Annotated in this window: 11 protein-coding genes; 5 read left to right on the forward strand and 6 right to left on the reverse strand. The window is 65.4% G+C overall.

What is annotated here, in order from left to right:
• Positions 1-68: 68 nt before the first annotated feature.
• The 4 genes from HGB39_RS29715 to HGB39_RS40350 all read right to left on the reverse strand — a co-directional run bounded on the left by HGB39_RS29715 (position 69) and on the right by HGB39_RS40350 (position 3,194).
• The gene (locus tag HGB39_RS29715) at positions 69-542 is read right to left on the reverse strand and encodes a hypothetical protein (RefSeq protein ID WP_005569220.1); all 474 of its coding nucleotides are present in this window, start codon (positions 540-542) and stop codon (positions 69-71) included.
• Positions 543-795: 253 nt separating this feature from the next.
• Positions 796-1,059, reverse strand: coding sequence for a hypothetical protein (locus tag HGB39_RS29720; RefSeq protein ID WP_005256501.1), 264 nt, complete (start codon positions 1,057-1,059; stop codon positions 796-798).
• Between the two features lie 458 nt (positions 1,060-1,517).
• Positions 1,518-2,531 (reverse strand): Lrp/AsnC family transcriptional regulator, encoded by a 1,014-nt coding sequence (locus tag HGB39_RS29725; RefSeq protein ID WP_080606133.1) that lies wholly within the window; start codon positions 2,529-2,531, stop codon positions 1,518-1,520.
• Between the two features lie 141 nt (positions 2,532-2,672).
• Positions 2,673-3,194: a hypothetical protein gene (locus HGB39_RS40350; RefSeq protein ID WP_005256496.1), complete on the reverse strand. Its 522-nt coding sequence runs from the start codon at positions 3,192-3,194 to the stop codon at positions 2,673-2,675.
• Positions 3,195-3,645: 451 nt separating this feature from the next.
• Between HGB39_RS40350 and HGB39_RS29735 the strand changes: the two genes are divergently transcribed.
• Positions 3,646-5,001, forward strand: a complete 1,356-nt coding sequence (locus HGB39_RS29735) for an MFS transporter (RefSeq protein WP_005569219.1) — start codon at positions 3,646-3,648, stop codon at positions 4,999-5,001.
• Positions 5,002-5,205: 204 nt separating this feature from the next.
• Positions 5,206-6,060: a TauD/TfdA dioxygenase family protein gene (locus HGB39_RS29740; protein WP_005256492.1), complete on the forward strand. Its 855-nt coding sequence runs from the start codon at positions 5,206-5,208 to the stop codon at positions 6,058-6,060.
• A gap of 302 nt (positions 6,061-6,362) precedes the next feature.
• On the opposite strand, the gene HGB39_RS29745 is transcribed toward HGB39_RS29740, so the two are convergent.
• Together HGB39_RS29745 and HGB39_RS29750 are read right to left on the reverse strand one after the other, a co-directional pair.
• Positions 6,363-9,620 (reverse strand): protein kinase domain-containing protein, encoded by a 3,258-nt coding sequence (locus tag HGB39_RS29745; RefSeq protein ID WP_005569218.1) that lies wholly within the window; start codon positions 9,618-9,620, stop codon positions 6,363-6,365.
• 258 nt (positions 9,621-9,878) lie between these two features.
• Complete coding sequence (locus HGB39_RS29750; protein WP_054246758.1) at positions 9,879-10,475, reverse strand: TetR/AcrR family transcriptional regulator; 597 nt, start codon at positions 10,473-10,475, stop codon at positions 9,879-9,881.
• A 127-nt stretch (positions 10,476-10,602) separates the two neighbouring features.
• Between HGB39_RS29750 and HGB39_RS29755 the strand changes: the two genes are divergently transcribed.
• The 3 genes from HGB39_RS29755 (at position 10,603) to HGB39_RS29765 (ending at position 14,129) form a co-directional block, all read left to right on the forward strand.
• Positions 10,603-12,108: an APC family permease gene (locus HGB39_RS29755; RefSeq protein WP_064080238.1), complete on the forward strand. Its 1,506-nt coding sequence runs from the start codon at positions 10,603-10,605 to the stop codon at positions 12,106-12,108.
• A 4-nt stretch (positions 12,109-12,112) separates the two neighbouring features.
• Positions 12,113-13,012: a carbon-nitrogen hydrolase family protein gene (locus tag HGB39_RS29760; RefSeq protein WP_064080237.1), complete on the forward strand. Its 900-nt coding sequence runs from the start codon at positions 12,113-12,115 to the stop codon at positions 13,010-13,012.
• Positions 13,013-13,082: 70 nt separating this feature from the next.
• A complete protein-coding gene (locus HGB39_RS29765; protein ID WP_054246756.1) occupies positions 13,083-14,129 on the forward strand; it encodes a GGDEF domain-containing protein in 1,047 nt (348 codons plus the stop codon).
• The last annotated feature ends 7 nt before the right edge of the window (positions 14,130-14,136 follow it).

A 14,136-nucleotide genomic window follows, 5' to 3' on the forward strand; every position in this document is an offset into this window, starting at 1 on the left:
GTCATTCAACGGCAGCGACACATCCACTTGATCGAAAACTCACAGCCGAACCACCTTTGAAACACGACCTAAGCCTCGGGGTCCAGCCAGGGCCGATCGTCGCGGCCCTCGACATAGGTCCCGCCGGGCGGACCGTCGAGCAGCCCCAGCAGCAACTCACGCGCCGCCCGAGCGGCACCGGCGAGCTCAGTCCGGGGTGAAAACAGGTCCATCCCGATGACGAACCACGCCGCCAGCGCGGCGATCGGCGCAAACGCCAGCACAAACGGAACGGCGAATTGCCGGGCAGCACGCCACGGAACCGTCACCAACCCGAACACCACCACCAACACCGCCGGCGCCGCCCAACTCACCCAATTCGACGCCGGCGGCGGATCAGGCCCAACGAGGTGAACGAACCGTGCGGAGACACCCGGGGACGCGGAACATCGAACCAGGTCCCGATCCGGGCCTACGGCCGCCAGAAGGGCGTTCAGCGCCTCCGCCTTCGTGCCCAGGATCGCCCGCGCCGCCGTCGGCGGAATCTGCACCGTCAGGAACACCCGCCGCAACCAGATCGTCCGCGGTGAACCGGTCCGCCTCCCCCACCCGCTCCCCGGTGCTCGACCAGGAGTCGAAGTGCGCGCCGACGAAGGCGTCCTCGCCCAGATACGGGCGGCCGTATTACTTCGTCAGAGCCGCGGTCGCCGCGGCGTCCGAGTCCGTCGCAAGAGTCGTGAGCAGCCGCAATGTCATATACCCCGCACTCTCTCACCCCTCAGGTACCGGCGGCCGGGAACCGAGCCGGGGTGGTCGCTACGCGCCGGGCCCGGAATCGGGGGCGGTGTCGTCCGCGGTGCGGCCGTCGGCTGTCTCGGGCAGAAGCGTGCGCGCCTTCTCCGCCAGGTCCGGCAGCGCACCCCGCCGATCACCGTAGGCCCGCGCCGGAGCGGCCAGAGCCAGTTCCTCACCCACCAGCACCACCGGGCTGGTGGGATACGCGACCCGGGCCACGAACCGGGTGATCTCATCGGCCGTCAGAATCTTCCCGAGCGGCGGCGTGGTTGCTGCACCGGTCATGGCATCTCCCCCATTGTCAGAGCTGGACGTTGCGTGGACAGTAGCCCTTCGGCCGTCACAGGGACGTGCCATCTGCCCAGTTCAGTGATAGGAATGCGCGGTGATCGACGCGCACAAAGGATGGCCTGAAGGCGAGTGCACCACCACTCGCTTCTTCGACGGCATTGACCGCTGGAGGACTGCGAACCCACCGCCCGGACGCCGAGTTCGTGCCGCGGCGCGTCTCCAGCTTGTGGCCTGTCATGCCTGCCAATGTGGAGAGCCGGTCCGCCGCCGACCCGAGATCTTCAGCGACTGGCTGGTGCTGGCGGTGGCGTTTGGGCTGGCGTCGTTGGCGCCGAGCAGGAGGGCGCCAACAAGGTTGTCGATGTCAATGACCTGCCTTCCGGAAGCGGATCGATGACCGGTCACCCCCAAGAGCTCCGGGTGTCGGCTGGTTACGGGTTGTTCGGTTCCCGCTAGAAGATGGCCCGTGGGATCAATCCGGTGGTTCGTCCATCCTGATCAAGGACATGTCCTGCCCTCTTGAATGTGTGGAGGCTGATGAACCGGTCCGAAATGGTGATGGACGGAAGTTCTCGCGTGAGTGCAGCCGCGAATGGCGCAATCTCGCTAACCGTCTGAAACCACATCGTGGCGACGATTGTCGAGGTTCCGGTAGTGGCGTTTGCAATTCGGCATTTTGGAATTCGGCTCAATAGGTTGCCGACCGTGTTCAACTCGCTCGGTGCGGTCGTGATCATGAAAGTCGTCTCAACGACTGGTCCGACAAGTGTGTTCGCTCCCTCGCAGCGCAGGGCCACGCGGCCCCCGTCGATCAGCCTTTCGACGCGGCGTCGCGCGGTCGGTCCGGTCACATCGCATTGCTCGCCGAGTGTGGTCCATGCTTGACGCCCATCTTTCGCCAGAGCTCCGAGCAGAGAACGATCGAGATCGTCCAGGAATGGAATCGTTTTCCTGCGTGTGGGCGCTGCCTGGGGTAATTGGAGAAGATGGGCCTGTTCCAGGTCTAACGCCTGGACGCGCCACCGCGCGCCTTCTGTGTAGTTGGTGAGCACGACCGTCGTTGCCACCGACCTGATTCCTTCGATCACCTCGATGCGGTCGGTGAGCAGACGGGTGAGGTCGGCAATGCTGGACACGAACACGATCACATGGAAGTCCGACGTCCCGGATGTGCTCGATACCGTGTCGACTGCTGGTTCGGCAATCAGGGCTTCTGCAACGTCATGCTTGCTCTGGGGTCTGCAGGTGATCGCAAGCCATGCGGCACATCCGAATTTCAGGAAGGTCGGGCCCGGAGCCACCGCGATCCATGCCGAGCCGCTCTCGGACAACAGCTTCCATCTTCGGGCGAGTGTCTTCGGCGAGTACTGAAGTGCCTCCGCCAAGTCCGCCCAGTCAGCGCGGGGGTTGAGCTGCAGCGCGCCGATAATTGCAAGGTCCAGTTCTGCTGCAGCCTGAGAGGTCATATTGGACATTATGGCCGTAAAAATTATGGAAATCGGCCAAAACCCAGGTCTCGTGAGGTGCGCCACTCAGAGTGGTTGAGCGCGAGTTGCGCAACCGGGACTCCCGGCCCAAGAAGTCGAGGTCGATGCATGTGGACACAATCAGTCAGGGGTGAGGAAGGTGCCGTCCAACGGGCGGGTAGACAGCGGGCGGGCGTTGTGGCGCACGCAGTCGGGGCTGGCACCGCTCCCGCTCACCTGCTGCGCGGAATCGGTGGTAGCGCCGACAGTTTCGCACCACAATTCGGTGAGCTCAACAGTTCCCTGAGGCTGCTCGCGTGGGACGCCCCCGGTTCCGGGCGCAGCGGGGATCCCGGACGTCGGTTCGACCTGGACGACTACGCTGACGCCGCGGCCGAGGTAATCAGGGACCGCTGCGGCCAGGTAGGCCAGATGCGTCCTGGTGGTCCACCCTCCTCGGGAGCGCCGCAACGCGTGGTCGGCGGGCTCGATCTCGACCTCGCCGGGCGGCACGGACTGCGCCTCGGGAGCCCAGCGCACGCCCGCCGCATGCTGGTGAGCCTGCGCGATGGTCGAATCCACGCTGACGTCCCACACGATCGCACCCCGCGCGGCTTGGGTGAGTGCCGGCAATCCCGTCAGGATCCGCATCTCTGCGGACATTTCTGTTCGTGGCGTGCCAGCTTGCCGCTGACCATGTTTCGCAATTAATCCCCCACGTGGATTTCTCTTGCTTTCCGCCCACGAGTGGAAATCGTTAACTGTGCACACGGTCTATTTCTTCGTGCGAGCCATGCGTGGCCGATTCCGCCGAGGTGTGTAGCGGCATTTCGGGCCGGGGAATCCATTTCCCGCTCTATTTCATCTGTCACTCAGTGCCTGAATCTTGCGGTCTCGCGGTTCGGCATAACAGCAGGTTGAGGGCTCAAACTTTAAGAAATGAGAGCTTGCGCACAACTAGCCTCAGCGTTAAGATATTGACCACTTAAATAATTTGAAGGTTTTCCATTGTGCTCGTTATTCCAGAAACAGAGGGTCCCTAGAACGCTCTGATTCGCCACGCGGTTCACGCGCCGCGTGATCGCATGTTCGTCAAATAGCCGGGAGGCACAGTATGGGTGGTGCAGTCGCACGACCAGCGGGCGCAGGCTCGCCGAAGAAGGTCGCACTGGCGAGCCTGATCGGCACAACCATCGAGTGGTACGACTTCTTCATCTACAGCACCGCAGCGGTGCTCGTATTCAACCATCACTTCTTCCCCAGCTTCGACCCGGCCATCGGAACGCTGCTGGCCTTCTCGACCTTCGCCGCCGGCTTCGTCGCCCGCCCGATCGGAGCCATCGTGTTCGGTCACTTCGGGGACAGGGTGGGCCGAAAATCGATGATGGTCGTCACCATCTTGATCATGGGCGTCGCCACCGTGCTGATCGGCCTGCTGCCGACATATGCCACCATCGGCGCCTTCGCTCCGGTGCTGCTGGTGCTGCTGCGACTGACACAAGGCTTCGCGCTCGGCGGCGAATGGGGCGGTGCTGCGCTCATGGCCACGGAGCATTCCCCCGATAACCGACGTGGTTTCTTCGGCAGCTGGCCGCAGGCGGGGGTGGCGGTCGGACTGATCCTGGCGATGACCGTGTACCTACCCCTCGATGCAATGGCCGATGATCACTTCATGGCCTGGGGGTGGCGTGTTCCGTTCCTCCTCAGCGCGGTACTGGTGATCACCGGACTGATCATCCGGGTACAGGTCGCCGAGAGTCCGGAGTTCGACCGGGTCAAGGATGTGCACGCGGTCGTGCGCCTGCCCATCATCGAAGTTCTTCGCACACACCCGAAGCAGGTCCTCCTGGTCGCCGGCGCCAGCCTGTCGCCGGGCATCTTCTTCTACCTCCTGACCGTGTACAACTTCGTCTACACGCAAGAGGCGGGCGGCCTGAGTCAAAGCTCCATGCTGATTCTGGTGATCGTCACCTCCGCGGTCGGATTCGTGGTCACCCCGATCGCAGGTGCGCTCTCCGACAGGTTCGGCCGGCAACGGCTCTTCCTGCTGGGCCTTGCCCTCATCGGTTCTCTCGCCTTCCCGCTCTACTGGGCGCTCGACTCGGGCTCGTACGGCTTCATCGCTGTCTGCTACGTCGCCGCGACCATCGCCGTATACATCCCGTGGGCGCTGCAGCCGGCATACTTCTCCGAGGCGTTCGACGCACGAGTCCGCTACAGCGGGCTGTCGCTGGCCACCACCCTCGGCAACCTCTTGGGCAGCGCCATCGCGCCGCTCATCGCCGGAACACTACTCAGCGCAACCCATGCGTCCATCTCCATTTCCCTGTATGTCTTCGTCACCGCAGCACTATCGTTCGTCTGCGTACTGGTGCTCGGACGGACGAACCGGAAAAAAGACACGCAAGCCGACAGCGGAATCGGCACCGATAACGTGAGCGGGCTCCGCACTCCCACCTACTCGGAGTGATACCCCTCATGGACGTCGCCTCTCGGGCACGGAAGCACTCACAATGACAACGAACTCTGATCGGGTCCCACAACTCCCGAAAGAACAACCTCTCGGAGAAGGGGTGCTCACCGTCCTGTGCTCTAGGGGTTCAGGCTCCGCCCGCCGCGGCACAGAATTCGCCCCCATCCAGTAACAGATAACACGCTGACGGAAGGAAACCCTATGAGCAGCAATGAATCACGCTACGAAACATTCACCCTGGAACGCGCAACACCCACCATCGGGGCATTCATCCACGGCCTGGATCTTCGTGACGAGATCACACCGCAGTGCCAGACCGAACTGCGCACAGCCTTCCTGGAACACGAAGTCCTGTTTCTTCGCGATCAGCACCTCGAGCCAGAAGATCAGCTCCGATTCGCGAAGGTGTTCGGAGACCCCCAGGAAGTAAGTGCATTCTTTCCCTCCCTTCCGGGAAACCCGTTCATCGAGGTGCTCGAATCTCGCGGTCGCGCAGCCGGAACCGACGTCTGGCACTCCGATCTGACCTGGCAGGCGACTCCAAATTCCGCGACCTGCCTCCACGCCCAGGACATCCCGCCCTGCGGCGGTGACACACTGTGGTCGAGCATGACTGCCGCATATGACGCGCTACCGGAGACGATGAAGAACCTCATCGACGGGCTCGAGGCCGTGCACGATTGGGAAAAGGAACTGACCGGCGTCGTCCGCCAAGGAGAGGACGCGGAAGCACGGTACGAGGAAACACGCCGAAAGTATCCTCCGATGACCCACCCCGTGGTACGCAAGCATCCGGAAACCGGTCGCAGACTCGTCTACGTCAACGAGTTGTTCACCTCCCGCATCTCCGGGGTTCCTCCGCAACTGAGCGACTCGCTACGAAACATGCTCACGGGCCTGGCCAAGACCCCGGAGTACCAGGTCCGATTCCGTTGGGAACCGAACTCCCTGGTGATCTGGGACAACCGATCGACGCAACACTACGCGGTCGGCGACTACCACCCGCACTACCGGCGTATGCACCGCGTCACCCTCAGAGGCGACCGCCCGGCCTGACACCTGTTCGCGGCGCTGGGCGACCCGATCAAGGGTCGCCCAGCAGCACTCATCCCCTCGATGGGCTGATCAATGACGGTGACAGCACCATCGAGGAGGAGAACACAGGCGGGCGGTGCACATTCCGGAGATCATCCGAACGCGATAGGCGTGCTCCACGGCGCCGTCGGTGTTCGGGGTGAAGAGAAGCGGACCTGGACCTCCCTTCCTCTCTAGGCCCGGACAACGGACCGTCCGCTCCAATATCTAACCGATGCAGCGAAATTGAGGATTTCCGGCGCTATCGATCACGAGGCCGTGTGTCATCGTTGCTGGGCCTGCTCGACCACCCAGGCTGCGATCTGCGCGCGGGAGGTGAAGCCGAGTTTGCTGAGTACACGCTCCACATGGCCTTGCGCGGTGCGGGGCGATATCACCAGTCGTGCGGCGATCGCCCTGTTGGTCAGGCCCTCGGCGGCGATCAGTTCGGCGACCTGCCGTTCACGTTTGGTCAGTTTCACTGAGGTATCAGGCGGCGCGTCCGGGATCCGTTCGCCGAGGGCATAGGCGATGGCGGCGTCAAAGCCCAAGCGCCGCCCCTCTCGGCGCGCCGCCTCCACGGAGCTCTTGCCGAGCGCTCCATAGGCTCTCTGTTCGGACTCCTCGCGGGAGACGAGTAGATGGGGGAACCCCACCGTGGGGCTGCCCACGGTGCGTCCGAGTTCGTCAGCGGCCGCCATCAGGATGACCGCGCGTCGCGCGTCATGCGCTACGGCGGCGATCGAGCCCAGTGTCTCGAGGCACGCGATGGCGGTGCGCGGGGTGTTCACCTGCCGGGTCAACTGCAGTGACTGTTCGAGTAGTTGAACTGCCCGATCGGTATCACCGTGGCGCCACCCCGCATCGCCCATGGCCCACAGCGCGAACGACTGGTACATCGATTCACCGTGCGCCTGTGTGATCGCGACGATCTGTTCGTAACAGTCACTCGCCCGCTGGGATTCGCCGAGTTGTTCGTAGGCCATCCCCAGCCGGTGCAGGACCCCGACGTGTGAAACGTCCTCCTGTGTGCGGAAAACGGTGCCGGCGCTTTCGAGTCGCGCGCAGGCGCGAGTGGGATCACCCCTGAAAAGGGCGAGGAGGCCGTCCGCGTACTCGATGTATGCGTGGCTCACCGCGTCGGTCGTCTGTTCGGCCAGTCTGCGGCCCTCCTCCACCAGTGCCGCCCCCGCGGAGAGGTCGCCCTGCAATTCGGCCAGCACGCTGCAGGCGTAGACCGCTTTGATCCGCTCCAGGGTCGGCTCCGCTGGCAGGTGTGCAAGGACGCGACCCAGCCAGTACCGCCCCTCGCTGAGCAAGCTCCGGGAGAGCCAGAAGGGGAGCAAGCTCGCGGCGATGCGAAGTCCAATGTTGGGGCTGTCGGACACACAGAACTCCATCGCCTCCCGTAGATTCGCTTGTTCACGCTCGAGTCGGGCGATCCAGTCCAGTTGCCGGGAGCTGATCCACTCGGCCTCAGACTCGGCGGTCAGTTGCTCATACCAGTCGCGGTGCCGTCGACGCAGTTCGACATACTCCTCGGTGGCCTGGAGCTTCTCATGCCCGTACTCGCGCAGGGTCTCGAGCAGCCGAAAGCACACGGCCGAGCCGGATTCCACCCGGATCACGACCGATTTGTCCACCAGGGAGGCCACGACATCGAGCGGATCCGATGATGCCAGTCCCATACCGCAGACCTGTTCCACCGCATCGAGTTCGAAGCTACCGGCGAACACGGACAGCCGAGACCACAACTGTTGCTCCTGCGGGGTGCACAGCTCGTAGCTCCAATCGATACACAGCCGAAGGGTCTGCTGACGAGAGGGAGCGCCTCGGCTGCCGCGGGTCAGCAGCGTGTAACGGTCGGTCAGCCGCGCAAGGATCTGCTCGGGCGACATCGCCCGCAACCGAGTCGCCGCTAGTTCGATCGGCAGCGGTAATCCGTCCAGCCGATGGCAGATCCCGGCGACCGCGGCGGCGTTGTCCTCGGTGAGCTCGAATCCGGGCACAGCTGCGGCTGCGCGCTCGGCGAACAATGTCACCGCGTCGTAGCGGGGCAGACCCTGCAGGGAGGGCGGTCGGTCGGGGTCGGGGACAGTGAGCGGGGGCACCCGGAGCAGTGTTTCCCCGCCGATACCGAGGGGCTCGCGGCTGGTGGCGAGGATGCGTAATCCCGGACACGCCCGCAGCAGGGTCTCGGCCAGCCCGGCGACGCCATCCAGGATGTGCTCGCAGTTGTCGAATACCAGCAGCAGCTCGCGCGGCACCAGAAATTCCGCTAGCACCTCGATCAACGGCCTGGCCGAGTGATCACCTATTCCGAGGGAGGCGGCGATCATGTCGACGAGCAACGACTCGTCCCGCAGCTCGGCCAGCTCCACGAGCCACACTCCGTCGGCGTAGTCGCGGTGCGTGATGGTCGCAACCCGCAACGCCAGACGCGTCTTCCCCACGCCACCGATCCCGGTGAGCGTCACCAAACGGGACACCGACAACAGGTTCTTGAGTTCTGTCACCTCGTTCCGTCGGCCGACGAAACTGGTGAGTTCCAGGCGAATGTTCGTCTTGACGTCCCCGACGGTGCGCGCCATCGTCAGGCGCTGCACGACAGAGTTCGGCAGTTTCCGCGGCGCGGACCCCGTATCGCCGTGGAGGGCCATCACGTCGACCGCAAACCCCCGGTGGAGCTGGATCTCACGGAGTTCGTCTCCGAGCTGGACCGCGGACGGGCGGTTGTGCGGATTCGTCGACATCGCCCGCTCGATCGTTGCCGCCACGTCGTCGGAGATTCCCTGTTCACGCAGATTCGGTACCGGCTGTGTTGTGATCCTCAGGAACTGGGCAACCAACTGCTCACCGCTGCGCCGTTCGAACGCGGCGTGGCCGGTGAGCGCGCAGAACAGCGTCGCCCCGAGCCCGTAGATATCCGAACTGGAGGTCGGCGGATCGCCTGCCAGCACCTCGGGCGCGGTGAAGGCCGGTGAGCCGGTCACGGTGCCGGTGGCGGTCTCGAATCCTCCGGCGATGTGCGCGATACCGAAGTCGGTGAGCGCGGGTTCGCCGTAGTCGGTGAGCAGGATGTTCGCCGGTTTCACGTCGCGGTGCAGGATGCCGAGCCGGTGCGCCGTCTCCACCGCGCCAGCGAGCTTTACTCCGAGCCGCAGCGCGTCGCCCAATGGCAGGGGACCGTGGTCTCGGATCCGCACCTGCAAGGAGTCCTGCGGGTGATAGGGCATGACGATGTAGGGGCGGCCGGTGGCGGTGGCACCGACTTGCAGGACAGGGACGATGTTCGGGTGACCGGTCAACCTGCCCATCGCCTGCTGTTCCCGGAAGAACCGTGCCCGGTTCTCCGCTTCCATGTCGGCGGTGAGGACCTTCACCGCGACCGTTCGGTCCAGCTCAGTCTGGATACACCGGTAGACGACGCCGAAGCCACCGCGGCCGATTTCCTGGGCGTCTTCGAGTCCAGCGGCTTCTAGCTCCGCTGTGACTGAAGCGCCAACCTCGCGCTGCGTCCGGTACGGATCGGCATCAACCATCGGCTACGCCGATTCACCCGATCCGAGACACCCTTGACGATGCAGCACGGCGCTCACCTCACGAAAACGTCCTACCAGGATATCGCTGCAACGCTCGAGCCGGACACCACCGCCCTCTCCGAAATCCACTGGCGGTCGTTAGTCCGGAGAAGAGACGTTCTGCAGGATCTTGATGGGAGGCTCCTTGTCGGTGCTCGGCGGCCGGGCCTGGCGACGCGCATCCAACCTATCTGTTACTCCCAGTTTCCCGTACTCGGCCTAGCTGCTCAGATCGTGGCCGGTGGCCGCACGCGCGTAGGAGTGGAGGCTGGCGATCACCTCGGCGCGGCTGCGACGTCCGGCCAGCACCTCCATCTGGTAACCGTCCTCCATGGCCACGAAATTCGCTGCGAGCAGGCGTGGCGGGTCGGTGAGCGTGAAGTGCCCCTGAGTCTCACCGATGACGAGAATGCCGTAGTAGACGGCGATTTGGCGTTCGGTCAGCGAACTGTCCAGGGCCGCCACCTTGGCGTCGCGCAGTGATCTCGGCCAGCACTCGAACAGCAGTCGGACCAGTTCGTCGTCCGGCCCGCTCGCGACGCCGTGGTCGATGCAGGCCCGGAGGCGGTCGCGCGCGTCGGGGAACTGGTCGGCGACGCGCTCGCGCTCCTGACTGAACCGCTCGATGGCCCGCTGATACGTCTCGTAGATCAACGCGTCCAGGTCGCCGTAGTAGAGCACCGCCGCAGGCGTGACCCCGGCCTGCTCCGCGATGTCACGCAGACGCAGGCCCTCCAGTCCACGCGCGAGCACCGCCCGCTGGACGGCCTCACCGAGTTCGGCCCGGCGAGCCCCCTGATCCTTCTTCCGTGCCACGCCCTCGCTCCGCCCTTCCCTGGTTTCTATATGGAGATTTAGACAATACCCGCCCAGCTATTGACAGGTAGATCACACTGTTCTTAAATTTCTATTTAAAGAATTCAACCCGATCTCAGGAGTCACCGTGTCGACCAATCCCACCGACGCCGAGACGAGTCTCGACCCACCACCAGCACCCACCGGGAAGGGACTGCGGGGCGGCTCCGTGGGTCTGCTCGCCGCAGTCGCGCTCGGCCTGTCCTCGGTCGCGCCGGCCTACAGCATCGCGGTCACGCTCGGTTTCGTGACGATGGTCGTCGGCAACCTCGCCCCCGCCGCCCTGCTCCTCGGTTTCGTGCCGATCCTTTTGACGGCGTTCGCTTTTCGCGAGCTGAACCGGGAGATGCCGGACTGCGGCACCACGTTCGTCTGGACCACCCGCGCGTTCGGTCCGCACACGGGATGGCTCTCCGGCGGCTGGGTGGTGCAGATCGCGACCCTCATCGCGATGACGGCACTCGCCCGAGTCGGAGCCGGGTACCTCCTGACCCTGCTCGGCCTGGATTCGCTGGCGTCCGACAACGTCGCGGTGATCGTCACCGCAGTCCTGATCGTCGCCGCGGTCACCACCATCGCCTACCGCGGGCTGCAACTCGCCGCGTCCGTGCAGTACGTGCTGCTGGGGCTTCAACTGGTCGCCCTGTTCGGCTTCGGAGCGGCCGCGTTCGCCCGCACCGGCGCCTCCGCACCGAGCCTGTCCTGGCTCAACCCGTTCGCGTTCGGCGGCTTCGGCCCCTTCGCAGAGGCGGTACTGCTGTGCCTGTTCATCTACTGGGGCTGGGACGCGCTGATCACCGTCAACGAGGAAACCCGTGACAGCGACCGCATCCCGGGTCAGGCCGCCGTGATCTCCACCCTCGTCCTGCTGGGCACGTACCTCTTCACCGGATTCGCCGCGATCAGCTTCGCCGGCATCGGCACCGACGGGCTGGGCCTGGGCAATCCCGACAACGCGGGAGACGTACTCGCCACGCTCGGGCCGCCGGTTCTCGGCGCGGGCCTGTCGAAGGTGGTCGAACTCGCCATCTGCGTATCGGCGATCTCGGCGCTGCTCACCTGTGTCATCGGCAGCTCACGCGCCACCCTCTCCATGGGCGCCCACGGCGCACTGCCCCGCACCTTCACCCGAATCCACCCCACCTACCGCACCCCCGCGTTCGGCACGGTGTTCTTCGGGGCGACCGCCGCGGTCCTGCTCACCGCCCTCACGCTCGTCTCCGGCAACTTCCTCGGTGACGCGATCCTCTCGATCGGCCTGCTCATCGCGTTCTACTACGGCGTCACCGGTCTCGCCTGCGTCTGGTACTTCCGCCACCGCCTGAACAACTCCCCGCGCGACCTGTTCCTCCGGGGCATCCTGCCCGCACTGGGCGGGACGATCATGCTCGCCGCCTTCGCGCGCAGCGCCCACGACATGCTCGACCCGGGCTACGGGGCCACCTCGTTCCACGGCATCGGCGGGGTGTTCCTGCTCGGTGTCGGCTCGATCGCCGTCGGCGCCGTGGCGATGCTGCTCGTCCGCACCCGGTTCCGCCGCTTCTTCCGAGACGGCCGCACCGCCGTCACCGAACTGACCGTCACAGAGGACTGAACCCATGCGCACACTGACCATCGCCGCCATCCAGACCGCCCCGATCCCGTTCGATGTGGAGGCCACCTGGCAGCGGTTCGCCGACCAGGTCCGCGCCGTGCGCGACACCTTCCCACACGTCGAACTCGTTGTGGTCCCCGAACTCGTGCTGGCCGCGGAGGCACCCCTCCTGCAGGCCCGCGCCGACTGGATGGACCGGGTGGCACTGCCACTCGCCGGCCCCCACATCGACCGGATCTGCGCACTCGCCGAGGAGACCGGACTGTGGCTGGTGCCGGGAAGCCTCTACGAGCGCGGCGACGACGACAAGATCTACAACACCGCCATCGCCGTGTCGCCCCTCGGCGAGGTCGTGGCCCACTACCGCAAGGTCTTCCCCTGGCAGCCGTACGAGCAGACCGCACCCGGCAGCGAGTTCGTCGTCTTCGACATTCCCGGTACCGGCCGGATCGGTCTGGCCATCTGCTACGACGGCTCCTTCCCGGAGACCGCACGCCAACTGGCCTGGCTCGGCGCGGAAGTGATCATCCAACCCACCCTCACCACCACCCGCGACCGCGAGATGGAACTCGTCTGCTCCCGCTCCAACGCGTGGACCAACCAGGTGTACGTCGTCAACGTCAACGGCGCCGACCCGGCCGCAGTCGGTGCCAGCGTCGTCGTCGACCCCGAGGGCATCATCCGCCAGCAGGCAGGGTCGGGCGAAGAAGTGCTCGTCGACACCCTCGACCTCGACGCCGTGACCCGGGTCCGCACCTACGGCACGTTCGGCCTCAACCGCCCCTGGGACCAGATCGCCCGGTACGGCGACGGGATCCGACTCCCGATGTACGGCGGCGGGGGCATCCACACGCCTCCGTGGCACGAAACCGCCGTGCCGATCCCGGCGTCCACGCCCAGCTGACTCGCCCTCCCGGAAGGGGCGGTCACGAGAGACCCGCCCCTTCCTGGACCGGTCCTGGATAATTGCGAGAGTGAGGCCCCTCGCTGCGTCGTCCGTCGACACGGTCCTGCAGGACTATCAGCCGCGCATCCTGCGCCGCTACCTGTGGATCACGACTGCGCTGCACCTCGCGGGATTCGTCCTTCCTCCCATGGTCGGGTTGCCGATCCGGCCGGAGACCGTCGCCGCTCGCACGGCGGGCATCCTCCTGGGAGTGTTCGCACTCGTCGTGCTGTACCGTGGCGGACGCAGGCCGAGCCGACGGGCCTACCAGGTCTGCACGGCGGCGGCACTGCTCGCCACTCCGATCGTGATGTCCGGTCTCGTTCTCGCCGTCGCCCAACTGCTCTGCGCGATCGCGGCGATGTTCCTGGCGATGTATTTCGTCGTGTTCTACCCGAAGCGGCAGTCGCGGCTCCTCGTCGGATGCCTCACCGGGTTGATGGTGGTCGGAGTCGTCGTCGCCCCCACTGCCTTCACGCTGGTGCCGGTCGAGGTGGACACGGTGACCGTGAAGGCCGCCGTTCTCGTCGTGGCCGTCACCTGCGTGGTCGGCGCCGCCGAGATGTTCGGATCCCTCACCCGGACGCTGATCGAATCGGCCAGCACCGACGGACTCACGGCCCTGCTCAACCGCGCCGGTTTCGAGCTCGCGTTCCGGCACGCCGTCGAAGGCGCGGGCACCGGACAGGTCTCCGTGACATTGGTCCTCATCGACGTCGACCAGTTCAAGTCCACCAACGATCACTACGGCCATGCCGCGGGCGACGCGGTTCTCGTCGACCTCGCGAACTACCTCGCCGAGCACATGCCCCGCGGCGCCCTTCTCGCCCGGGTCGGTGGCGACGAGTTCGTCACCTGCGTGGTCGGCGAGCACCACGCCGAGCTGCCCGGCGTGATGGCGCAACTCGCCCGGCAGAGCCCTACCCCGTTCAGCCTCGGCGCCGCGTCGTGCACCGGCGAGGCCGACCCACTCACCGCGCTCTATCGAACCGCCGACCGCGAGCTGTACACGGCGAAGCAGCGGCAGCACCCACCCGAACCGCCCGGCGACGAACCCACACTGCGGACGGGGTGAAACGCCC

The organism is Rhodococcus opacus (genome assembly GCF_012396235.1).
Classification (GTDB): Bacteria; Actinomycetota; Actinomycetes; order Mycobacteriales; family Mycobacteriaceae; genus Rhodococcus_F; species Rhodococcus_F opacus.